The 22,409-nt window shown below is 60.8% G+C and carries 22 protein-coding genes; 13 read left to right on the forward strand and 9 right to left on the reverse strand.

Annotated elements, in window-relative coordinates; translation table 11 throughout:
* Positions 1 to 93 precede the first annotated feature (93 nt).
* A complete protein-coding gene (glcF, locus tag ACUTJJ_RS19470) occupies positions 94 to 1,398 on the forward strand; it encodes a glycolate oxidase subunit GlcF (RefSeq protein ID WP_445543151.1) in 1,305 nt (434 codons plus the stop codon).
* Between the two features lie 263 nt (positions 1,399 to 1,661).
* Here glcF and ACUTJJ_RS19475 read toward each other — a convergent pair whose 3' ends face one another.
* Positions 1,662 to 2,438, reverse strand: coding sequence for a L,D-transpeptidase (locus ACUTJJ_RS19475; protein ID WP_063947691.1), 777 nt, complete (start codon positions 2,436 to 2,438; stop codon positions 1,662 to 1,664).
* Between the two features lie 234 nt (positions 2,439 to 2,672).
* Here ACUTJJ_RS19475 and ACUTJJ_RS19480 point away from each other — a divergent pair, with 234 nt between their 5' ends.
* Positions 2,673 to 3,302 carry a DNA-3-methyladenine glycosylase I gene (locus tag ACUTJJ_RS19480; RefSeq protein WP_063947692.1) on the forward strand — a complete coding sequence of 210 codons (630 nt, stop codon included), beginning with the start codon at positions 2,673 to 2,675 and terminating at the stop codon, positions 3,300 to 3,302.
* Positions 3,299 to 3,742, forward strand: coding sequence for a hypothetical protein (locus ACUTJJ_RS19485; protein WP_209089543.1), 444 nt, complete (start codon positions 3,299 to 3,301; stop codon positions 3,740 to 3,742). Before ACUTJJ_RS19480 ends, ACUTJJ_RS19485 begins: the two co-directional genes overlap by 4 nt.
* 14 nt (positions 3,743 to 3,756) lie before the next feature.
* On the opposite strand, the gene ACUTJJ_RS19490 is transcribed toward ACUTJJ_RS19485, so the two are convergent.
* Positions 3,757 to 4,800 carry a YeiH family protein gene (locus ACUTJJ_RS19490; RefSeq protein WP_445543152.1) on the reverse strand — a complete coding sequence of 348 codons (1,044 nt, stop codon included), beginning with the start codon at positions 4,798 to 4,800 and terminating at the stop codon, positions 3,757 to 3,759.
* An 81-nt stretch (positions 4,801 to 4,881) separates the two neighbouring features.
* Here ACUTJJ_RS19490 and ACUTJJ_RS19495 point away from each other — a divergent pair, with 81 nt between their 5' ends.
* Positions 4,882 to 5,799, forward strand: coding sequence for a LysR family transcriptional regulator (locus tag ACUTJJ_RS19495; protein ID WP_144575705.1), 918 nt, complete (start codon positions 4,882 to 4,884; stop codon positions 5,797 to 5,799).
* 25 nt (positions 5,800 to 5,824) lie between these two features.
* On the opposite strand, the gene ACUTJJ_RS19500 is transcribed toward ACUTJJ_RS19495, so the two are convergent.
* From ACUTJJ_RS19500 to relB, 3 genes are read right to left on the reverse strand one after another with little or no spacing between them, the layout of a single operon-like run.
* A complete protein-coding gene (locus ACUTJJ_RS19500) occupies positions 5,825 to 6,589 on the reverse strand; it encodes a hypothetical protein (RefSeq protein ID WP_445543153.1) in 765 nt (254 codons plus the stop codon).
* 6 nt (positions 6,590 to 6,595) lie between these two features.
* Positions 6,596 to 6,865: a type II toxin-antitoxin system RelE family toxin gene (locus ACUTJJ_RS19505; protein WP_445543154.1), complete on the reverse strand. Its 270-nt coding sequence runs from the start codon at positions 6,863 to 6,865 to the stop codon at positions 6,596 to 6,598.
* The gene (gene relB, locus ACUTJJ_RS19510) at positions 6,849 to 7,076 is read right to left on the reverse strand and encodes a type II toxin-antitoxin system RelB family antitoxin (protein WP_445543155.1); all 228 of its coding nucleotides are present in this window, start codon (positions 7,074 to 7,076) and stop codon (positions 6,849 to 6,851) included. Before relB ends, ACUTJJ_RS19505 begins: the two co-directional genes overlap by 17 nt.
* Positions 7,077 to 7,311: 235 nt before the next feature.
* On the opposite strand from relB, the gene hisS reads away from it, so the two are divergent.
* The 4 genes from hisS to hisG are packed head-to-tail and all read left to right on the forward strand — an operon-like array spanning position 7,312 to position 11,131.
* The gene (gene hisS, locus ACUTJJ_RS19515) at positions 7,312 to 8,928 is read left to right on the forward strand and encodes a histidine--tRNA ligase (RefSeq protein ID WP_445543156.1); all 1,617 of its coding nucleotides are present in this window, start codon (positions 7,312 to 7,314) and stop codon (positions 8,926 to 8,928) included.
* A gap of 4 nt (positions 8,929 to 8,932) precedes the next feature.
* Complete coding sequence (locus tag ACUTJJ_RS19520) at positions 8,933 to 9,301, forward strand: VOC family protein (protein ID WP_296065209.1); 369 nt, start codon at positions 8,933 to 8,935, stop codon at positions 9,299 to 9,301.
* Between the two features lie 16 nt (positions 9,302 to 9,317).
* A complete protein-coding gene (locus ACUTJJ_RS19525) occupies positions 9,318 to 10,442 on the forward strand; it encodes an ATP phosphoribosyltransferase regulatory subunit (RefSeq protein WP_144575698.1) in 1,125 nt (374 codons plus the stop codon).
* Complete coding sequence (gene hisG / locus ACUTJJ_RS19530) at positions 10,439 to 11,131, forward strand: ATP phosphoribosyltransferase (protein ID WP_063947702.1); 693 nt, start codon at positions 10,439 to 10,441, stop codon at positions 11,129 to 11,131. Before ACUTJJ_RS19525 ends, hisG begins: the two co-directional genes overlap by 4 nt.
* Before the next feature lie 62 nt (positions 11,132 to 11,193).
* Here the strand turns inward: hisG and ACUTJJ_RS19535 are convergent, their stop codons facing one another.
* From ACUTJJ_RS19535 to groES, 3 genes are all read right to left on the reverse strand, one after another.
* A complete protein-coding gene (locus ACUTJJ_RS19535; protein WP_063947703.1) occupies positions 11,194 to 11,640 on the reverse strand; it encodes a DoxX family protein in 447 nt (148 codons plus the stop codon).
* Between the two features lie 522 nt (positions 11,641 to 12,162).
* Positions 12,163 to 13,797 carry a chaperonin GroEL gene (groL, locus tag ACUTJJ_RS19540; protein WP_063947704.1) on the reverse strand — a complete coding sequence of 545 codons (1,635 nt, stop codon included), beginning with the start codon at positions 13,795 to 13,797 and terminating at the stop codon, positions 12,163 to 12,165.
* Between the two features lie 73 nt (positions 13,798 to 13,870).
* Positions 13,871 to 14,167: a co-chaperone GroES gene (gene groES / locus ACUTJJ_RS19545; RefSeq protein WP_063947705.1), complete on the reverse strand. Its 297-nt coding sequence runs from the start codon at positions 14,165 to 14,167 to the stop codon at positions 13,871 to 13,873.
* A 368-nt stretch (positions 14,168 to 14,535) separates the two neighbouring features.
* On the opposite strand from groES, the gene ACUTJJ_RS19550 reads away from it, so the two are divergent.
* The 4 genes from ACUTJJ_RS19550 to ACUTJJ_RS19565 all read left to right on the forward strand — a co-directional run bounded on the left by ACUTJJ_RS19550 (position 14,536) and on the right by ACUTJJ_RS19565 (position 20,387).
* Positions 14,536 to 15,384: a TIGR01459 family HAD-type hydrolase gene (locus ACUTJJ_RS19550; RefSeq protein ID WP_445543157.1), complete on the forward strand. Its 849-nt coding sequence runs from the start codon at positions 14,536 to 14,538 to the stop codon at positions 15,382 to 15,384.
* A gap of 47 nt (positions 15,385 to 15,431) precedes the next feature.
* Positions 15,432 to 16,412 carry a bifunctional riboflavin kinase/FAD synthetase gene (locus tag ACUTJJ_RS19555; protein ID WP_445543158.1) on the forward strand — a complete coding sequence of 327 codons (981 nt, stop codon included), beginning with the start codon at positions 15,432 to 15,434 and terminating at the stop codon, positions 16,410 to 16,412.
* Between the two features lie 287 nt (positions 16,413 to 16,699).
* On the forward strand, positions 16,700 to 19,603 hold the full coding sequence (ileS, locus tag ACUTJJ_RS19560) for an isoleucine--tRNA ligase (RefSeq protein ID WP_445543159.1): 2,904 nt from the start codon (positions 16,700 to 16,702) through the stop codon (positions 19,601 to 19,603).
* Between the two features lie 142 nt (positions 19,604 to 19,745).
* On the forward strand, positions 19,746 to 20,387 hold the full coding sequence (locus ACUTJJ_RS19565) for a hypothetical protein (RefSeq protein WP_063947710.1): 642 nt from the start codon (positions 19,746 to 19,748) through the stop codon (positions 20,385 to 20,387).
* 44 nt (positions 20,388 to 20,431) lie between these two features.
* Here ACUTJJ_RS19565 and ACUTJJ_RS19570 read toward each other — a convergent pair whose 3' ends face one another.
* Positions 20,432 to 20,890: a nucleoside deaminase gene (locus ACUTJJ_RS19570; RefSeq protein WP_445543160.1), complete on the reverse strand. Its 459-nt coding sequence runs from the start codon at positions 20,888 to 20,890 to the stop codon at positions 20,432 to 20,434.
* Positions 20,891 to 20,961: 71 nt separating this feature from the next.
* On the opposite strand from ACUTJJ_RS19570, the gene ACUTJJ_RS19575 reads away from it, so the two are divergent.
* A partial coding sequence (locus ACUTJJ_RS19575) for a pseudouridine synthase (RefSeq protein WP_445543161.1) occupies positions 20,962 to 22,409 on the forward strand: 1,448 nt, incomplete at its 3' end.

Below are 22,409 nucleotides of genomic sequence, written 5' to 3' on the forward strand. Positions count from 1 at the left end.
CTGCTTTCCGCCCGTATCAAGGAGAAGCTCGATCCCGTGAGCATCTTCAATCCCGGCAAGATGGCCGTGACGATGGAAAGGGCCGTCTGAACCATGCAAACATCCTTCACGCCTGAGCAGCTGGCCGATCCGCATGTGGCGGAATCCGAAAAAATCCTGCGCAAATGTGTGCATTGCGGCTTCTGCACCGCCACCTGTCCCACCTATGTCACGCTTGGCAACGAGCTGGACAGCCCGCGCGGCCGCATCTACCTCATCAAGGACATGCTGGAAAACAGCCGTCCGGCCGACCGAGAGGTCGTCACCCATATCGACCGCTGTCTTTCCTGCCTTGCCTGCACCACCACCTGTCCCTCCGGCGTGGACTACATGCATCTGATCGATCATGCCCGCACCCATATCGAACAGACATACAAGCGCCCCTTTTGGGATCGGTTGATCCGGAATCTGCTGGTTGCCATCCTGCCGCACCCCGCCCGTTTCCGCCTTGCCCTGCATCTCGCTCGCATGGCGCGGCCTTTTGCCGGATTGTTCGCCAAAGCACCGGCGCTAAAGCCTCTGCAATCCATGCTCGCCCTTGCACCTGCCTCCATTCCGGCGACTTCCGCATCCGCAAGCCCGGGCGTGAGACCAGCCGACGGTGAAAAGCGCGGGCGCGTCGCCATACTCACCGGTTGCGCCCAGCCCGTGCTCGACCCCGGCATCAACGAGGCGACCCTGCGCCTGCTCGCGCGGCTTGGTGTTGAGGTCGTAGTGCCGAAGGGTGAGGGCTGCTGCGGCTCGCTGGTGCACCACATGGGCCGGGAGGAGCAGGCGCTGGCTTCGGCGCGGCGCAATGTGGATGTCTGGACACGGGAGATGGAGCATGGCGGCTTGGACGCCATCATCATCACCGCTTCCGGCTGCGGCACCACCATCAAGGATTACGGCCACATGCTGCGGCTCGATCCGGCCTATGCCGAAAAGGCCGCACGAGTCTCCGCGCTTGCGAAGGACATTACCGAATATCTCGCCTCGCTTGATCTGCCGCAACAGCCAAGTCAGGGGCTGACGGTTGCCTATCATTCCGCCTGCTCCATGCAGCATGGCCAGAAAGTCACGATGGCGCCGAAGCAATTGCTGAAGGCTGCGGGTTTCACCGTGCGTGATCCGGCGGAAGGGCACCTGTGCTGCGGCTCGGCTGGAACCTACAACATCCTGCAGCCGGAGATTTCCGACAAGCTGAAGGCGCGCAAGGTGAAGAACATCGAGGCCACACGTGCGGATGTCATCGCGACAGGCAATATCGGCTGCATCACGCAGATCGGAACCGGCACGGACATGCCCATCTTGCACACGGTAGAGCTGCTGGACTGGGCCTATGGCGGTCCGAAGCCGGCGAGGCTTTCGGCCCTTTAGCCCTGCGTTTCCCTTTGTCTCTTCTGCGAGCCGGGCTTCGCTATCTACTGGAAAACTTTGGCCTAAAACGAAAAACGGGCGGTCAGTTGACCACCCGTTTCAAGGCCGTTCCATCATCCTTTAAGAGAGGTCCGGCGCCTGGCGTCCCCCGCCAAGTCTCGCAAAATCAATCTAGTAGCGATTGTATCGCTCCGGGACGACAATTCAAGCGTGACGCGCTGCCACGGCGGCTGCAGGCAGGCATATTAACGCCACCGTTGCGATCATATCACTATGACGGTGGTTCCGACGTTCACGCGCTCGTAAAGATCGGTGACATCCTCATTGCGCATGCGGATGCAACCGGAAGAATTGTTGCTGCCGATTGTCCAGGGCTGGTTTGTGCCGTGGATGCGGTAAAGCGTCGAGCCGAGATACATGGCGCGCGCGCCCATCGGGTTGGCCGGGCCGCCTTCCATGAACGCCGGCAGGTAATGGCCCTTGGCGGCCTCGCGGGTGATCATTTCCTTCGGCGGTGTCCAGCTCGGCCATTCCGCCTTGCGGGTCACCTTGTGGGTTCCGGCCCATTCGAAACCGGGCTTGCCGACGCCGACGCCGTAACGCCGAGCCTTGCCATCGGCAAGCACGAGATAAAGGAAGCGGTTCGGCGTATCGATGACAATGGTGCCGGGCTTTTGTGTGGTCTGGTAGGTCACGATCTGCGGCAGGAATTGCGGCGCGATCTGGGTGCGCACTGGTGCATTGGGACGGACCGCTGCATTCTGCACCCGCGCCGGGCGTTGTGATGTGACGCCGGAACTGGGGCGCTGCGGCATGGCCGTTTGACGCTGCTGGAAGAACGGCTGGCGTGCGGCAGGTGCGCGCGGATAGACGACGGGGCGAACGTTGCCGCGGCCACCGAGCTGAGTGACCCAGGGCGCCGAGAGGTCCGGGCTGACGACGACCGGCGGACGCTCGCGATACCGTTCATTGGCGATCGCCGCCGGTACGGCGAGGGTGGAAACGAGGCTCAGCGCCAGAAAAACGGACTTCATCGTCATCGGGTGGACTCTCTCTGCGGGATATCGCAACTATGCACCTGCGGGAATTCTCCCGCTTTGCCGGACACGTTCGCACCTTGACGCCAGCGAATCGTAAATGGCTGTTCATTAAAAAGCGCTTGATTAAAGAAAGCTGATTCTAGGGTTAGCAGGCGGTTTTGAAACGTGGTGAATGAGTGGTAAGTGGGCTCGTTGCGCGCCTGTGGACGGTGGTGAAAAAGGGTGGTTTCAGGAATGGTTGAAGCGGGACTTGAAACGGGGGCTGACGGCCTTGTCCGGTGTTTCTGGCAACAGGGGCTGGACGATTACAGCCGTTATCACGACGAGGAATGGGGCTATCCCGTCACCGATGATCGCCGCCTGTTCGAGAAGATTTGCCTCGAAGGGTTTCAATCCGGCCTTTCCTGGCTGACGGTCCTGCGCAAGCGCGAGGCCTTTCGTCGTGCCTTCGCCAATTTCGAGTTTGAAAAAGTGGCGGAGTTCGAGGAGGCAGATGTCGAGCGCTGCCTTGCTGACAAGGGCATCATCCGCCATCGCGGCAAGATCGTTTCGACCATCAACAATGCCCGCCGCGCCGTACTATTGCGCGATGAGTTCGGCTCGCTCGCCCGATATTTCTGGGGCTTCGAACCCTCCGCCGCAGAAAGGCCGCAAAGGCTGGACTATGCGACGTTAAGGGCCAACCCCACCAGCGCCGCATCCATCCGTCTTTCCAAGGATCTGAAAAAGCGGGGCTGGACCTTCGTCGGCCCGACAACCGTCTATGCATTCATGCAGGCCATGGGTATGGTCAACGATCATATCGAAGGCTGTCATTGCCGCCAGCCGATAGAGGTCATGCGGCGGGAGTTTGTACGTCCATGAAGGTAACCGCCCTTCTCCTGGCGCTCACGATGTCTGTCGCCGCGCTGCCACATCCATCCTTTGCCGAAGCACGTAATGTCGACGGCATCTGGCTCGACGACGGCGAAAGGCTGAAAGAAGTGGCGCTGCCGCCCGCCGGACCGCTGAAGCTCGATGGCTGGACCCGGCGCGGGCGCGGCGATGTCTATCGCCTGAAGGTGAAGGCGGGTGAGACGGTGAAGATCGAGCTTGCCGCCTCAAGCGAATTCGTTCTGATGGCGATATTCGATTTTTCGACGCCGGATGAGGATGCGATCTTCTTCAGCGATTCCCAGGGCAAGATCGCGACTTTGACGCCGAAAGCTGACACGGAGTGGCTCATCCGCCCGACGCTCATTTTGGGTTCGCCGCGCCGCGGGCTAGGGGCGCATTACACTCTAACGGTCAGCGCCGGGAAATAACGGTCGACCTCAAGTCAGGCTGTCTGGGTCAACACGATCAGACCGAAGCTCAGAATTCCCAGCAGCAGCAGCGACAGGCTTGCCGCGATGATGACCTTGCCGCCGGCATGGCGCAGGCTACGAATATCGACCGACAGACCCAGAGCCGCCATCGACATGATGGTGAGAATGTTGGAGACCGAGGCGATAGGAGAGAGCAGGACCCCGGGGATAAGGCCGAAGGAGCGGGCCATGATCATCAAAATGAAACCGACTATGAACCACGGAACCATCTGTTGAAGCTTGAGGCCTCCCGTGTCCGACCGGCCGTGGATAACGGAAAGGGCGGCAATCACAGGTCCCAGCATCAGCACGCGGATGAGCTTGACGATGGTGCCCGTCTGCACGGCCACGGCTCCAAGCGGTGCGGTCGCGGCCAGCACCTGCGGCACGGCATAAACCGTGAGCCCGGCGAAAATGCCGTATTGGGTGGCATCAAGCCCGAGCAACTGCGGCAGGAACGGCATCAAAAGGACGGCAGCGACGCCAAGAACCGCGGTGAAGGCGATCGAGGCTGCGACGTCTTCCGGTTTCGCGCCGATGGCGGGCGCCGCAGCGGCTATGGCGGAATTGCCGCAGATGGAATTACCGCAGGCAATCAGCGTCGCAAGCTTGGGCGGCAATCCCAGCATCCGCCCGGCTGCATAGCTGACGACCAGCGACAGCGCCACGATCAGCGCAATGCCGCCAATCAGCAGACCGCCGGCGCCCTTGAGGATGGAGAGGCTGAGAGACGCGCCAAGAAGCGCCACCGCGATTTCAAGCAGTGTCTTTGCGCTGAATTTAATGCCGGCCGAAGCGACTGAAGGCAGCGACACCAGCGAACGCACAAGCGTGCCGATCAGAATGGCAAGCACCAGATCGCCAAGCCACGCGTGGCCCGCAAGCTGCACCTGAAAGCGCTCCGCCAGAATGGCGGCACAGCTGACCGCCGCGCAGATGACAATTCCCGGCAAAAGCGAGGTTAGCCAGCGAAGCGAAAATTGGACGGGGTGAGCGAGGGTGCGATGGTGTGCCATGGGCAAACCCTGCCGCAGCTGCCTGTTTTATTCCATCAAATAATATGGCATATATCGTTCGATATAATCGAATGAATGACTATGACCTTTGAACAACTCCGCATCTTCATCGCTGTTGCCGAACGCGAGCATCTGACAAGGGCCGCCGAAGCCATCGGTTTGACAGCCTCCGCCGTCAGCTCCGCCATCAAAAATCTTGAGGCCTTTTATAATGTCGAGTTGTTCCACCGCGTCGGCCGCAATATCGAGTTGACCGAAAGTGGCCGTGCGTTTCTAGGCGAAGCCAGGGCCACGCTGGCGCGTGTGCGCAATGCCGAGTTGATCCTCTCGGAAATGGGCGGGCTGACGCGGGGCGAAATCACCGTCTGCGCCAGCCAGACCATTGCCAGCTACTGGCTGCCGCCGATCCTGATGCAGTTCAAAAAACTCTATCCCGGCGTTACGGTCCGGCTGGATATCGGCAATACCAGGACGGTAACGCAGGCCGTGCTGGAGGGGCTGGCGGAGGTCGGTTTCATCGAAGGCAAGATCGACGAGCCGGCATTGATGGTGCAGCCCGTTGTGTCTGACAAACTGCTGGTCGTCACCGGTTCGGCCCATCCATTTGCCGACGGTCGGTATCTCACCGCGCTCGACATGCTCCATGGCACGTCCTGGGTTCTGCGTGAGCAGGGCTCCGGCACGCGCTCCGCCTTTGAGGCGGCGGTGCGGCAGATGGGGGTGGACCCCGCGGAGTTGTCCGTCATGCTGGAATTGCCATCCAATGAGGCGGTGGTGATGGCGGCTCGTTCCGGCGGTGCGGCAACCGCCGTCTCTTCCTCCGTCGCATCCCTGTTCCTGCGGCAGGGACTGCTGGTCCGCTCAGGGATCGATCTACCCGCCCGCAATTTCGCTTTGTTGCGCCACAAGGAACGCCACACCAGCCGGGCGGCGATGGAACTGGAGCGCCTCAGCCGGGCGGCTTCGGAGGACTACAAGGCCGGTCTTGCGGGGTTGTAGGCTCTAGATGCAAGGCGTGTGGCGATCATGTCATTTCCCGCGCAATGACATGATGCACGATGCGATAAGCCCGACTTTCCTCCCCCAAGGGTGCAAGCGGCCAGTCCCACGCGACAGCAGGTGCGTTAATCTCGACGCCATGCATCAAATCTTCGTGCTGCTGCACGCTTCCGTCCTTGTCGATGACATCGAAGGCCGTGTCCGTCACCAGGCAGACCTTGCAGGGCAGACCGGCCAGTGCATCGAGATGCGTGTGAATGAGCCTTGGCAGGAGATCATCAGGCGCGTTCGTAAATGTCTCCCGCTCCAGCCGGTGCCGCGCACCGGTGCCGATCTGCGACAGCAGGTTGGTCGAGACGACAAAATCGAGATAGGGCACGCGCCGCAGGAAATCGAGCGGTTCCGCCGGTCGTCCGGCCATGAGGTCATCGAATCCGGAGAGATCGCGATTGGCGATGCGGACGTTTTTCTTGGCATTGAAACGAAGCTTCGCCTGCACGCTGGCGAGATGCACCAGATCGACCAGAACGACGGTATCGAACATCGCTACCAGCGCATCATAGGGCACATCCCGCAGCAGGCCGGACCCCAGCACCACGGCCGTCCGCCTCTGCTTCAGCTTTCGTGTCGATTGCAGCAGGAATTGCCGGCTGTTGTTTTCATGCTCCGCCCAGGCGGCGGCGCAGCGGTTGGCGCGTGCCCAGAGATTGACGGAATAGCGGACATGCGGCCGGAATTCTTTCGGCGTCACCGCGCGGGTGGCGGCATATTGCAGGGCTTCGAGGATCATGAATGCCTAACGGTAAATTTCGCGACGATGGCCGATTTCGACCACCAGCACGACCAGCTTGTGGTCCTGTATATCGCAGATGATGCGGTAATCGCCCACCCGGTAGCGCCAGAAATTCCCGAGTTCGGAATCCTGAAGGGCCGCGCCGGTTTGGCGCGGGTCGTCCAGCGCCGCCAGCCTTTCATGGAGAAAGCTGCGGATACGCCGGCGCACTTCCGGATTTATCTTGCGCATCTCTTTCTGGACAAGCGTGTGATATTCAATTGTCCAGATCACGCCAGAACTCCGCGGCGCTTATAACCTTCGATTCTCCGCGCTGGATGCGCCGCGTTGCCTCTTCGGCAAGATAGAGGTCTTCCATATCCTCGATATGTTTCTCGATCGCCTCGCGGATATAATAGGCGGATGTGCGGCCGGTGCGCTCAGACAGCGCCTTGAGCCGCTCATAGGTCTCGTCCGGCAGGCGGATGGCCGTCTGTTTGCTCATTGCTCGCGTCCTTTCCGACTGAAGCGGGATACACGCATCCCACATAGCATCGCTTGCTTTCAGAAGCCAATAAAACCGGAGCCTTTGCGGCTTGCCGCACCGGGCTTCATCCTCTAAAGCATGTCTCCCAAAAGTGCGCAGCGGTTTTGGGACAAAGACATGCGTAAAAAACAGAATTTAAAGCGCGGCGCGCTTTAACACCGGCATAATTTCAGGAAAATATCGGATCGGCATCATGAGCGAAAAAGCAAAAAAGCCTCAGAAACTGAAAGCCCGCCTGCCGCGTGGCTTCGTGGACCGCTCGGCTGCCGATATCCATGCCACCGACGAGATGATCGACAAGATCCGCAGGGTTTATGAGCTCTATGGCTTCGACCCGATCGAAACGCCGCAGTTCGAATATACCGATGCGCTCGGCAAGTTCCTGCCCGATAGCGACCGCCCGAACGAAGGCGTGTTTTCGCTGCAGGATGACGACGACCAGTGGATGAGCCTGCGCTACGATCTGACCGCACCGCTCGCCCGTCATGTCGCTGAGAACTTCAACGAAATCCAACTGCCATACCGCACCTATCGCGCCGGTTACGTCTTCCGCAACGAAAAGCCCGGCCCTGGCCGCTTCCGGCAGTTCATGCAGTTCGACGCCGATACGGTGGGTGCAGCCGGCGTGCAGGCCGATGCCGAAATGTGCATGATGATGGCCGATACGCTGGAAGCGCTTGGCATCAAGCGCGGCGATTACGTCATCCGAGTCAACAACCGCAAAGTGCTCGACGGCGTCATGGAAGCCATCGGCCTCGGCGGCGAGGAGAATGCCGGTCGTCGTCTGAACGTGCTGCGCGCCATCGACAAGCTCGACAAGTTCGGCCCGGAAGGCGTGAAGCTGCTGCTCGGTCCCGGCCGCAAGGACGAGTCCGGTGACTTTACCAAGGGTGCGGGGCTGGATGATCAAAATATCGATCGTGTCTTGCGCTATGTCACCACCGGATACCATGAGGCTTCACTTGAAATATCGGAGACTGCAAGTGAGGCTGGTGAGGTTTCGCCAATTACGAATTTCCCGGGTGAGAATGTGTTCCCATCGGACGCAATGTCAATACGCGCTTGGCGTGAGGCTGTAGGTGATTCGGAGACTGGCAATAAGGGTGTGGACGAGCTGGAGCAGATGCTCACGCTTTGCAGGAGTGCTGGCTATGGGCCGGGCCGCATTTGGTTCACGGCATCCGTCGTGCGTGGCCTCGAATATTACACCGGCCCGGTCTATGAGGCCGAGCTCACCTTCGACGTCACCAATGAAAAGGGCGAAAAGGTCGTGTTCGGCTCCGTCGGCGGCGGCGGTCGCTATGACGGCCTCGTTTCGCGCTTCATGGGCCAGCCGGTTCCGGCCACGGGCTTCTCCATTGGCGTTTCTCGGCTGATGACGGCGCTGAAGAACCTCGGCAAGCTCGGACAGGTCAAGCCGCTCGCTCCTGTTCTCATCACCGTCATGGATGGTGATGTGGAGAGCATGGGCCGTTACCAGCGCTTCACGCAGGCGTTGCGCGCTGAAGGCATCCGCGCCGAAATGTACCAGGGCAACTGGAAGAAATTCGGCAACCAGCTGAAATATGCCGACCGCCTCGGCTCCCCCATCGCCATTATTCAGGGCGGTGAAGAGCGCGCCGAAGGCGTGGTGCAGATCAAGGACCTGATCGAGGGCAAGCGCCTCTCCGGCGAGATCGAGGACAATGCCAGCTGGCGCGAGGCGCGTGTGGCCCAGGTCAGCGTGCCGGAGGCCGAGCTGGTGGCAAAGGTCCGCGAGATTCTGGAGCATCAGGCAGAGGACGTTCGCCGCGCCACCGAAGGGCGCTGAAGCCATGGGAATCCTTGCGCTCGACCATGTTCAACTGGCGATGCCAGCCGGCCGCGAAGAAGAGGCGCGGGCTTTTTACGGCAGCCTGCTCGGCTTTGTGGAGCAGGCAAAACCTGTCAATCTGGGTGCGCGCGGCGGCTGTTGGTTCAGCCGGGGTTCGACAAAACTGCACCTGGGCGTCGAGCAGGATTTCCGACCGGCGAAAAAAGCCCATCCGGCGTTTCTAGTCGATGATCTCGCAACCTTGCGAAAAACACTTGAAACAGCGGGCTGCCATGTGGTTGAGGATGAGCCGCTGGAAGGGTATCACCGGTTTTATGTCCATGATCCCTTCGGAAACCGCATCGAAATGATGCAGCCGCTCGAACCGTGACGAAAAGTACCGTTCCATGCCCCTAATCGACATGCCGGAATTTGCCGGAGAGCTACTGGAAGAATTCGCTGCGCGCCGTACGAGCCGCGTGAACACGCCTGTGATCCAGCCCGCTGAACCGTTTCTGGATATGGCAGGCGAGGATCTGCGCCGCCGTATCTTCATGACCGAGAGCGAGACGGGGACAAGCCTCTGCCTGCGACCCGAATTCACCATCCCCGTCTGTCTGCGCCATATCGAGACCGCCACCGGCACGCCGAAGCGTTATTCCTATCTCGGTGAAGTCTTCCGTCAGCGCCGTGAGGGCGCGAATGAGTTTTATCAGGCCGGTATCGAGGATCTCGGTGACACCGATATCGCCGCCGCCGATGCGCGTGCCGTCATCGATGCCACCGGGATACTGCGGCGTCTGCTGCCGGGCCGGGCGCTTGCCGTCACGCTGGGCGACCAGCAGGTGTTCGAGGCGGTGGTGGCGGCCCTCGGCCTGCCGCTCGGCTGGCAGAAGCGGCTGGTGCAGGCCTTCGGCGATATGGCGCAGCTCGATGCGCTGCTGGAAAGCCTCGTGCATCCGAAGCCGATGACCGGGCTGGATGCCCGCGTCGCCGGACTATTGGCGACCGGGGATGAGGCGGTGCTGGTCGATTATCTCGACACGGTGATGCAGGAGACCGGCTATTCCACCAATGCAAGCCGCTCGCCACAGGAAATCGCCCGCCGCCTCAGGGAAAAACTGGCCCTTGCGGCGACACGTCTGCCGGATGACAGTTTTGCGCTGCTGAAGCAGTTCCTCGCTCTGAAGGCGCCTCTACCGCAGGCCTCGCAGGTTCTGGCGGATTTTGCCACAAAGGCGAAGCTGAAACTGGATGGGGCGCTTTCCGCTTTCGACAAACGTGTCGCGGCTCTTTCGAACGCTGGCGTTGACCTCGAAACCGTCACCTATGGCGCGGCCTTCGGTCGCCCGCTGGACTATTATACCGGCCTTGTTTTCGAGGTTATGGAAGCGGGTGGAGACAGTGTTCTCGCGGGTGGCGGCCGTTTCGACCGGCTGTTGACGCTGCTCGGCGCACAGGAAAAAATACCGGCTGTGGGCTTCTCGCTCTGGCTGGATCGCATCGAAACGGTGCGCGGGAGTAAGCCATGATCACCATCGCATTGCCCTCCAAGGGCCGGATGAAGGAAGACTCCTCCGCTGTTCTCGAACGCGCCGGGCTGAAAGTCGCGGCCGTCGGCAATGATCGTTCCTATCGCGGCCGCGTCGAAGGTCGCGACGATATCGAGATCGCCTACCTGTCGGCCTCCGAGATCGCCCGCGAGATCGGTGCAGGCACGGTGGATTTCGGCGTGACTGGGGAAGATCTGGTGCGTGAGGGCCTGACCAATGCCGATGCGCAGGTGGAATTTTGCGCCCGTCTCGGTTTCGGCCATGCTGATGTCGTGGTCGCTGTGCCGGAAATCTGGCTGGATGTGGACAGCATGGCCGATCTAGGTGATGTCGCTTCGGAATTCCGCGCCCGCCATGGCAGAAGGCTGGCCATCGCAACCAAATATTGGCGGCTGACGCAGCAGTTCTTTTCGCGCCAGCACGGCATTCAGCTTTACAGGATCGTCGAAAGCCTCGGCGCCACCGAAGGCGCGCCGGCGGCGGGGCAGGCGGATATCATCGTTGATATCACCTCTACGGGTTCGACGCTGAAAGCCAATCATCTGAAAATTCTCTCCGACGGCATCATCGTTCGTTCGGAAGCCTGTTTTGTTCGCGCCCGCAAGCCGGAGCATGAAGGTAATGCGGCGGTGCAAGAGATCGCGTCCCGCATCAAAGCGGCGGTCTGAGAAATAAACAAAAAAAGCCGCCGGATCCCTCCGGCGGCCTTTTTGTTGATGGTCTATTCGGATCAGGCGTGGGCCAGAGCAACACCGCGCTTCGCATCGACGGAATAGGCGCCGGGGCCGAAGGCAGCGAGCAGGATGTAAGCGCCGGCGAGGGTAATGTTCTTCATCAGCATGATGCCGTTCAGCGCATTGATCCAGCCGAGAGCCGGGTCAGGCCAGCCGGGAACGGCAACGGTGCCGCTGTGGAAGACGAGGCCGGTGAAGACGCAGAAGACGGCCAGAGCCCACGCGGCAATCTTCGTCTGGAAACCGGCGAGAATGGCAAGACCGGTCACGAGTTCGAAAAGACCTGCCAGATAGGCGAGCGCGGTTGCGGCAGGCATGCCGGCACCGGCGATCATGCCAGCCGTACCGGCCGGATCAGTCAGCTTGCCAAAGCCGGAATAGATGAAGATGAAGGAAAGCAGGATACGGGCAATAAGAACGAGAACGTTCTGGCTGCTGGACATGGAAATCTCCGGTAATTGATCGGCGTGTCGCCGGTTTGGGGCAATGTCTGGAGATATCAATGACGGAAAATCCTTCGCCAAGAAAGATGAACAATAGAAGACAAATTGTCTTTATTTTGTGAACGGTCAAGCCCTCCGCGTTGGACGGGCTCAAGAATAGAAGCAACGTCACTCCAGGCCCGGAAACAGGAAAAGCCACTGACCTGACCTTGCTCCTGATCCTGATCCTGAAAGCCAGAAGGCGCAAGTATGTCCGCCAGCCGCAGTCGAACGTGCCTGCCGGACATCGAACCCGAAGCGGCCGGTTGGTCCAACTAGACAAAGGCCCCCAGAAAGCTGGAAGCCGCTTGCGCGGACGTTCGATAAATAGTCATCCGCCCGCATAACCGTCAGTAATCTTCCAATTTGTGGCTGATTGCGGCCCGCCATTGGGTCTGTCTCAAAAGAGACCAATATCGAACGGCAGCAAACGAAAAAGGGCGATCCGAAGACCGCCCTTTCTTAATCCGGTGACAGGACTGATTAGAAGTCCATGCCGCCCATGCCGCCGCCCGGCATTGCCGGCATCGGAGCGTCCTTCTTCGGAAGCTCGGCGATCATGGCTTCGGTGGTGATCAGCAGGGAAGCAACCGAAGCTGCGTTCTGCAGAGCCGTGCGAACAACCTTGACCGGGTCGACGATGCCGAGCTGGATCAGGTCGCCATATTCGCCGGTCTGGGCGTTGTAGCCGTAGTTGTCTTCGTTCTTCTCGAGGATCTTGCCAACAACGATGGAAGCTTCGTCACCTGCGTTGTCTGCGATCTGGCGAACCAGAGCCTGCAGCGCGCGGCGGATGATGTTGATACCGGCTTCCTGATCGTCGTTTTCACCCTTGGCGGTGATCTTCGTGGACGAACGCAGCAGAGCCACGCCACCACCAGGCACGATGCCTTCCTGAACGGCAGCGCGCGTCGCGTTGAGAGCGTCGTCGATGCGGTCCTTCTTTTCCTTCACTTCGACTTCCGTCGAACCGCCGACGCGGATGACGGCAACGCCGCCAGCGAGCTTGGCAAGACGTTCCTGCAGCTTTTCGCGGTCGTAGTCGGAGGTGGTTTCTTCGATCTGGGCCTTGATCTGGGCAACACGACCTTCGATGTCGGACTTCTGGCCAGCGCCGTCAACGATCGTGGTGTTTTCCTTGGAGATCGAAACCTTCTTCGACTTGCCGAGCATGTCGAGGGTAACGTTTTCGAGCTTGATGCCGAGGTCTTCGGAAATGACGGTACCACCGGTCAGGATGGCGATGTCTTCCAGCATGGCCTTGCGGCGGTCGCCGAAGCCAGGAGCCTTGACGGCAGCGATCTTGAGGCCGCCACGCAGCTTGTTGACGACGAGCGTTGCAAGGGCTTCGCCTTCGACGTCTTCAGCGATGATGACGAGCGGCTTGCCGGTCTGAACGACAGCTTCGAGAACCGGCAGCATGGCCTGGAGGTTCGAGAGCTTCTTTTCGTGCAGAAGAATGTAGGCGTCTTCGAGGTCCGCAACCATCTTTTCAGGGTTGGTCACGAAGTAGGGCGACAGGTAGCCGCGGTCGAACTGCATGCCTTCAACGACTTCGAGTTCGGTTTCAGCGGTCTTGGCTTCTTCAACGGTGATGACGCCTTCGTTGCCAACCTTCTGCATTGCTTCAGCAATGTCGAGACCGATCTGACGCTCGCCGTTTGCAGAGATCGTGCCGACCTGTGCAACTTCTTCAGACGTGTTGATCTTCTTGGCCTTGGCCTGAAGGTCCTTGACGACTTCAGCAACGGCCAGATCGATACCACGCTTCAGGTCCATCGGGTTCATGCCGGCAGCAACTGCCTTGGAACCTTCGCGAACGATGGCCTGGGCCAGAACGGTCGCGGTGGTGGTGCCGTCACCGGCGATATCGTTGGTCTTGGACGCAACTTCGCGAACGAGCTGTGCGCCCATGTTCTCGAACTTGTCTTCCAGTTCGATTTCCTTGGCGACCGAAACGCCGTCCTTGGTGATGCGCGGAGCGCCGAAGGACTTGTCGATAACGACGTTACGACCCTTCGGGCCGAGGGTTACCTTCACTGCATCAGCAAGAACGTCGACGCCCTTGAGCATCTTTTCGCGCGCTGTGCGGCCGAATTTTACTTCTTTGGCTGCCATGTTCAAAACTCCTGGTTTCGAATGGCCGGACCGGGTCCGGCTTGAAATTTAAGGAAGGATGGGTTGGCCGAAATCAGCCGATGATGCCCATGATGTCGGCTTCCTTCATGATCAGAAGGTCTTCGCCGTTGATCTTGACTTCGGTGCCGGACCACTTGCCGAACAGAACGCGGTCACCAGCCTTGACGTCGAGAGCGACGACCTTGCCGGACTCATCGCGCGCGCCGGAACCGACGGCGACGATTTCGCCTTCCTGCGGCTTTTCCTTGGCGGTATCGGGAATGATGATGCCACCCTTGGTCTTTTCTTCGGACTCAACGCGACGAACGACGACGCGATCGTGAAGCGGGCGGAAATTGGTGCTTGTCATTGTCTAATCCCTCGATCAAATGACTGCGCGAGCTTTTGCAGCTCGCCTGATGGGTGTTAGCACTCTCGTTTGTCGAGTGCCAGCGCAACCGAGATAAGGAGGGCTTCTCCCGGAGTCAAGAACGCCCTGCCTGAAAAATTTTACGGCCTATGGTTATCAGCGTTCCGTGACGGAATTTTTCCCTTCCCGAGCGAAGGCTGTGGCGGCATTCCTTCGGCCTGTTGCGAAGGTTTGGAAGCCACGCGACATTTGTGTCCGGACTGTGCCAGCCGGCTGCTAGCCCGGCGCGCCGGCGCTTTTTTCCTTGCCATCGGCCTTCCGCTTTGCGATGTGACGCACACCCTCTTCTCGCATCCGGAAAGCATCTCATGGCCCACCGCATTCATACTCTCGGCGACATCACTGATGGGTTCGATGTCATTCTTTCGGATGTCTGGGGCGTATTGCACAATGGTGTCAGCGCTTTCCCGGATGCGGCGATTGCGCTGCGGAACGCGCGCGAGGCCGGCAAGACGGTCGTGCTCATCACCAATTCTCCGCGTCCTGCCCCTGGCGTCATCGCGCAGCTTCGTGTGCTCGGCGTGCCCGACGAGGCCTATGACCGCATCATCACCTCAGGCGACGTCACGCGCGGCCTGATAGCGGAAGGCCCCAGAAAGGTCTTCCTGCTTGGTCCCGAGCGAGACATGCCGCTGCTCGAAGGCCTCGATGTCGAGGTGGTTGGCGAAGCGGAGGCTGACTCTGTCGTCTGCACCGGCTTTTTCGACGACGAGACCGAAACACCGGAAGATTATACCGACATGCTCAAGAGCTTCGTCGCCCGCAAGGTCCCGATGATCTGCGCCAACCCGGATCTGGTGGTCGAGCGCGGCGAGCGCATCATTCCCTGCGCCGGCGCCATGGCCGCTTATTACGAACAGCTCGGCGGCGAAGTCCGCATCGCCGGGAAGCCGCATGCACCGATCTATGAGGCCTGCCTGGCTGCGGCCAAGGAGGTGCGCGGTGCTTTCGCCAAGGATCGCGTTCTCGCCATCGGCGATGGCATGCCGACGGATGTGAAGGGTGCGATTGCGAGCGGCCTCAACCTTCTTTATATCAGCGGCGGCATTCACGTCGCCGAATATACGCTGAACGGCCAGACGGACGAGGCGCTTCTGAATGCCTATCTCAAGGGGCAAGGTGCTTCTCCCGGCTGGTGGATGCCTAGACTGGCCTGAGGGCGTCTCGCCTCATCAACAGCTGGCGCTGGAATGGATCGACTGTCATGACCGTCTTTCACCGCAATGAACAAAAGGAGCCGCTGCCGGAAGCTCTTCGTGGCGGCGTCGTCGCCATCGGCAATTTCGATGGCGTGCATCGCGGCCACCGGGCCGTGCTCGATCGTGCGCTTGAACTGGCGGAAGCTCGCGGCGTCCCCGCGATGGTGCTGACCTTCGAGCCGCATCCCCGTTCCGTGTTCAGGCCCGACACGCCGGTCTTTCGTCTTACGCCTGCGCCATTGAAGGCGCGCATCCTTGAGGCTATCGGTTTCCGCTCCGTCATCGAATATCCGTTCGACCGCGAGTTTTCGCAGCGCTCGGCGGAAGAATTCGTCCAGTCCATCCTGATTGACTGGCTGCATGCCGGCGCCGTCGTCACCGGCTTCGATTTCCATTTCGGCAAGGGTCGGGAAGGTGGGCCGGCATTCCTGATGGAAGCCGGCAAACGCCACGGTTTCGACGTGACTCTGGTGGATGCCTTCCGCGACGAGGGCGCGGATGTCGTCTCTTCGAGCCGGATACGTTCGCTTCTGTGCGAGGGCGATGTGGCGGGCGCCGCGGGCCTCCTCGGTTACCGTTTCACGGTGGAAAGCGAAGTCATCGGCGGCCAGAAGCTCGGCCGCACGCTGGGTTACCCCACCGCCAACATGGCCCTGGCGCCGGAAACGGAGCTGAAGGCCGGCATCTATGCCGTCCGCTTCCGACGGCCTGATGGCTCGATCCGCGACGGCGTGGCGAGCTTCGGTTATCGCCCGACCGTCACGGACAACGGCGCAGCGCTGCTCGAAACATTCGTTTTTGATTTTTCGGGCGATCTCTATGGCGAGGTCTGCTCGGTCTCCTTCTTCGGCCACCTGCGCGACGAATTGAAGTTCGACGGGCTCGATCCGCTGGTTGCCCAGATCAGGCGCGATGAAGAGGAGGCGAGGGCGATGCTTTCGGGCGTGCGTCCGCTCAGCGAACTGGATGCGAAGATCGCATTCTGACCCTCCGCCATCGGCTCGCCCATCACCGTCGCTTTTCACTTCCTTTTTGCCGGGAAACCGCATAAACAACCGTCCATGTCCCAATACCGGTTGAAATTTGCAGTTCAGATTGGCCGAATTATTGGCCCGGCCTTCCGCCCGCTCTGAGAGAGCCGGAAGGTCCGGGATTTTGGCGCTTCCATCACATGTGGCTTTCATGACATGTGGAATGACATGGCGCTTTCCGAATTTGCCCTCTTTGCAATTGAGATCGCGCGACCGATACGGCGCGCAACAACGGTACGATTATGAGCGACACCGCAGAAAAACTGGACTACTCCACCACCCTCTATCTGCCGCAGACGGATTTTCCGATGCGCGCCGGCCTGCCGCAGAAGGAACCGGAAACGGTGAAGCGCTGGCAGGAGATGGGCCTCTACAAGAAGCTGCGCGCCTCGGCCGCCGGCCGCGAAAAATTCGTGCTGCATGACGGCCCGCCCTATGCCAACGGCAACATCCATATCGGCCATGCGCTGAACAAGATCCTGAAGGACGTCATCACCCGCTCGTTCCAGATGCGCGGTTACGACGCCAATTACGTGCCGGGCTGGGATTGCCACGGCCTGCCGATCGAATGGAAGATCGAGGAAGCCTACCGCGCCAAGGGCAAGAACAAGGACGAGGTTCCGGTCAACGAATTCCGCAAGGAGTGCCGTGAGTTCGCGGCCGGCTGGATCAAGGTCCAGTCGGAAGAGTTCAAGCGCCTCGGCATCGAGGGCGACTTCGAAAACCCTTACACGACGATGAACTTCCACGCCGAAGCCCGTATCGCCGGCGAACTTTTGAAGATCGCCAAGAGCGGCCAACTCTACCGCGGTTCCAAGCCGATCATGTGGTCGGTCGTGGAACGTACGGCGCTGGCGGAAGCGGAAGTCGAATATCATGACGTCGAGAGCGACACGATCTGGGTGAAGTTCCCGGTCGTTGAGGGCTCTGCCGCGCTCAATGGCGCTTCGATCGTCATCTGGACGACCACGCCTTGGACGATCCCGGGCAACCGCGCTATCTCGTTTTCCTCGCGCATCGCCTATGGCCTTTACGAGGTCACGGCGGCAGCGAATGATTTCGGACCGCAGCCGGGCGAAAAACTCGTTTTCGCAGACAAGCTGGCAGCGGAATGCTTTGCCAAGGCAAAGCTTGAATTCACACGCCTGCGCGATGTGAAGGCGGAAGAGCTCGCGGCTGTCACCTGCGCCCACCCGCTGGCATCGCTGGGTTACACCTTCCCTGTTCCGGTTCTCGATGGCGATCACGTCACCGACGATGCCGGTACCGGCTTTGTGCACACGGCCCCCGGCCATGGCCGCGAGGACTTTGACGCCTGGATGGCGCAGGCGCGCGACCTGGAAGCGCGCGGCATCTCCTCCAAGATCCCGTTCACGGTCGGCGACGACGGTTTCTACACCGAAGACGCCCCCGGTTTCGGCCCGTCGGCCGAAGGCGGTGCTGCCCGCGTCATGGACGATAACGGCAAGAAGGGTGACGCCAATGATCGCGTCATCAAGGCGCTGATCGCGGAAAACAACCTGTTTGCCCGCGGCCGTCTGAAGCACAGCTATCCGCATAGCTGGCGCTCCAAGAAGCCTGTCATCTTCCGCAACACGCCGCAATGGTTCGTCTATATGGACAAGGAACTGGGCGACGGCACCACGCTGCGCTCCCGTTCGCTTGCCGCCATCGACCAAACCCGTTTCGTGCCGGCTTCCGGCCAGAACCGCCTGCGCGCCATGATCGAAGGCCGTCCAGACTGGGTTCTGTCGCGCCAGCGCAGCTGGGGCGTGCCGATCGCCGTCTTCGCCGACGAGAAAGGTGAAGTTCTGGTCGACGAAGCCGTCAACGCCCGCATCCTCGAGGCCTTCGAGGCCGAAGGCGCGGACGCCTGGTTCGCCGAAGGCGCCAAGGAACGCTTCCTCGGCAATGACCAAGACCACGCCAAGTGGCAGCAGGTCATGGACATCCTGGACGTCTGGTTCGACAGCGGCTGCACCCACACCTTCACGCTGGAAGACCGCCCGGACTTGAAGTGGCCGGCGGATGTCTATCTGGAAGGCTCCGACCAGCATCGCGGCTGGTTCCATTCGTCCCTGCTGGAAAGCTGCGCGACGCGTGGCCGTGCGCCCTACAATGCCGTTGTGACCCACGGTTTCACCATGGACGAGCAGGGGCGCAAGCAGTCGAAGTCGCTCGGCAACGTGGTCGCCCCGCAGGAAGTCATGAGCCAGTCGGGTGCCGATATCCTGCGCCTCTGGGTGATGACAACGGATTACTGGGAAGACCAGCGCCTCGGCAAGGCCATCATCCAGACCAATGTCGATGCCTATCGCAAGCTGCGCAACACCATCCGCTGGATGCTCGGCACGCTCGCCCATTACAAGGGCGAGGAGATCGCCTATGACGATCTGCCGGAGCTGGAAAAGCTGGTGCTGCACCGCCTGTCCGAACTGGATGGCGTTGTTAGCGAAGGTTATGACGGCTTCGAGTTCAAGAAGATCACCCGCGCGCTGATCGACTTTGCCAATGTCGAGCTTTCGGCCTTCTATTTCGACGTCCGCAAGGACACGCTTTATTGCGACGCGCCGTCGTCGCTGAAGCGCCGCGCGGCCCTGTCGGTCATCGCCAAGCTGTTCGATTGCCTGGTGACGTGGCTTGCCCCCATGCTGCCCTTCACCACGGAAGAAGCGTGGCTGTCGCGCTACCCGGATGCGGAGTCGGTGCATCTCGCCCAGTTCCCGGAAATCCCGGCAAACTGGAAGAACGATGCGCTGGAAGCGAAGTGGGAGAAAATCCGCAAGGTCCGCACCGTCGTGACGGGTGCGCTTGAAGTCGAGCGCCGTGAAAAGCGCATCGGCTCCTCGCTGGAGGCAGCACCTGTCGTCCACATCGCCGACGCCGATCTGCTGGCCGCGCTGAAGGATCAGGACTTTGCCGAAATCTGCATCACCTCGGCCATCACGGTTGTGGGTGACGAAGGCCCTGCTGACGGTTTCCGCCTGCCGGAAGTGCCGAAGGTTGTGGTCGAGCAGAAGCTGGCGGAGGGCGTGAAATGCGCCCGTTCGTGGCGGATCACCACCGATGTCGGGTCCGATCCGGATTATCCTGACGTTTCTGCCCGCGATGCGGCGGCCCTGCGTGAGCTTGCCGCACTCTCGTAATGAAAATGACCGGATGAATTGCGCTTTGCCTCTTCATCCGGTACACCTGCCTGAAAATGGCCGGATTTGCACGGCAATGCGGGCTGCCGCCTGCCGAAAGACGATGTCTGGCGAAGTGGGACGGACGGCTGGAAGGGTTTCAATGAAGACGATGCAGGGTAATGCGCAGGGTTTGGGCATGTTTCGCACGGTTGTTGGCGTCACGACGATAGGCGTGCTGCTGGGCGCCTGCACCAGCCCGACCTACGGAACGGGCAAGACGGCGGCCGAACAGCTCGTCGACGACCTGGGCAACGCAACCTCGATCACCGGCGACCAGAGCAAGCGCAACCTGAAATATGGCCCGCGCCCCGGCCTTGTCGTTCCAGCCCAGGCCCGCGCCGAACAGCTGACCACGCCGCAGCAGAACATGGCCAACCGCGAAAACAACCCGCAATGGGTCGAATCGCCGGAAGAAACCCGCGAACGTCTGCGCGACGAGGCGGATGCCAACAAGAACAACCCGCATTACCGCTCGCCGCTGCTTGCAGGCAACGGTACGGCCGGTCAGATGACCGAAAGCCAGAAGTGGGAAGCCTTCCGCAAGGCCAAGGCCGAAGCACAGGGCGGTTCCGTCGTCAATGCACAGCGCAAGTTCCTGACCGATCCGCCGGCTGAATATCGCAGCGTTCCGCAGGATCAGCTGACCGATCTCGGCGAACCCGAGCAGAAGAAGGAAAAGCGCCGCAAGAAAGAAGCGGCTGTTGCGGGCACCGGCAAGAGCTGGTGGAACCCCTTCCAATAAAGCCAATGGCGGACTGCGGGAGATTTGATCCTCCTGGAGGCTTCTTAGTCGTCGAGACGTTTCTCGCGAAAAAACTGCCGCAGGATGTCGGCGCTTTCGCTTTCCGCCAGTCCTGAATAGACCTCGGGCGCGTGGTGGCAGGTGGGTTGGCTGAAGAAGCGAACGCCGCTCTCCACGGCGCCGCCCTTCGGGTCCTGTGCGCCGTAATAAAGTCTGCGGATACGGGCAAACGAGATCGCCGCCGCGCACATGGTGCAGGGCTCCAGCGTCACGTAGAGATCGGCATCGGTCAGGCGTTCCTGTCCCAATGCCTCGCAGGCCATGCGGATCGCGGCGATTTCGGCGTGCGCCGTCACATCATGCAATTCTCGGGTACGATTGCCGGATTTGGCGATGACGCGCCCGTTCAGAACCACGACCGCGCCGATCGGAACCTCATCCCGCTCAGCCGCGGCACGGGCTTCCGCCAGCGCCAGTTCCATGAAATGCGTCCTTTCGGCCATTGCGTTTCAATTTCCTCTTAACCCTTGTGCTTGGACCTGATAGGACAGCCCAAACAACAGGCAAACAGCAAATGACTTTTAAAGACAAGCCGAAGCGTGACGGCGGCAAGACATTTAGCCGCGACAAGAAGCCCAAAGGCCCAGGCAAGCCGGCCGCACAGCGCGACGCCAAGCCCGCCGAGGCAAAGGCAGCCCCGCTGCCGGAAACCGTTGGTGGCTCCAAGCCCGAGCGTATCTCCAAAATCATGGCGCGCGCTGGCGTAGCCTCGCGCCGCGACGTCGAGCGCATGATCATGGAAGGCCGTGTGTCGCTGAACGGCGTCAAGCTGGACACGCCCGTCGTCAACGCCACGCTGTCGGACAAGATCGAAGTGGACGGCATGCCGATTCGCGGTGCCGAGCGCACGCGGCTGTGGCTCTACCACAAGCCCGCCGGTCTGGTGACGACCAATTCCGACCCGGAAGGCCGCCCGACCGTCTTTGATAATCTTCCCGCAGAGCTGCCGCGCGTGCTCTCCATCGGCCGCCTCGATATCAACACCGAAGGCCTGCTGCTGCTGACCAATGATGGCGGCCTTTCCCGCGTGCTGGAACTGCCGACCACCGGCTGGCTGCGCCGTTACCGCGTGCGCGCCCATGGCGAAGTGGATCAGGCAGCGCTCGACAAGCTGAAGGAAGGCATTGCCGTCGATGGCGTGCTCTACGGCGCGATCGATGCCACGCTCGATCGCACGCAGGGTCACAATGTGTGGATCAGCATGGGCCTGCGCGAGGGCAAGAACCGCGAGATCAAGAACGTGCTCGGCGCGCTTGGTCTTGAGGTGAACCGCCTGATCCGCGTATCCTACGGCCCGTTCCAGCTCGGCGATCTGCCCGAAGGCAAGGTGCTCGAAGTGCGCGGCCGCATGCTGCGCGACCAGCTGGGCCCACGCCTGATAGAACAGGCTGGCGCCAATTTCGACGCGCCGATCTACAATAATGTTACCGAAGACGAGGACGACAGTGCGCCGAAGCGGCCCGTGAAGTCCGAATGGGCAAAGAGCGACGCGCCTGTTGGCAGGGAGCGGTCCGACAAGGGCGGCAAGTCCGAGGATCGTCGCGAAAAGGCGCTCGGCCGCCTCGACACCAAGCGCGGCGACAAGCCCGCCGGAAAATTTGGCGCGAAACCTGCGGGTAAGTTCGGCGCGAAGGGCCGCAACGAGGATGAGGGTGACGACCGCCGCCCACGCCAGCCCGCTGGCACGAGCCGCACGGCGAATGTCTGGATGGCGCCCGGTGCAAGGCCGACGCGTGACGGCAAGGAGCGCAAGTCTTCCGCCCGCGCGGAAGCCGAAAGCCTGTTCAAGAAACCATCTGCGCAGGATGAAGCCCGCCGCAACGTCGTGCGACATGCGGATGCCGAAGGCGAGTGGATCCGCTCCGACTCCCCGCGCGAAGAAGAAGGTGGCCGCGGACGCGGCGACCGTCCGCGCGGCGAAAAGAGTTTTGGTGATCGTGGTGGACGCGGCGGAAAGTCTTT

The sequence above is a fragment of the Agrobacterium sp. DKPNP3 genome, assembly GCF_052686535.1.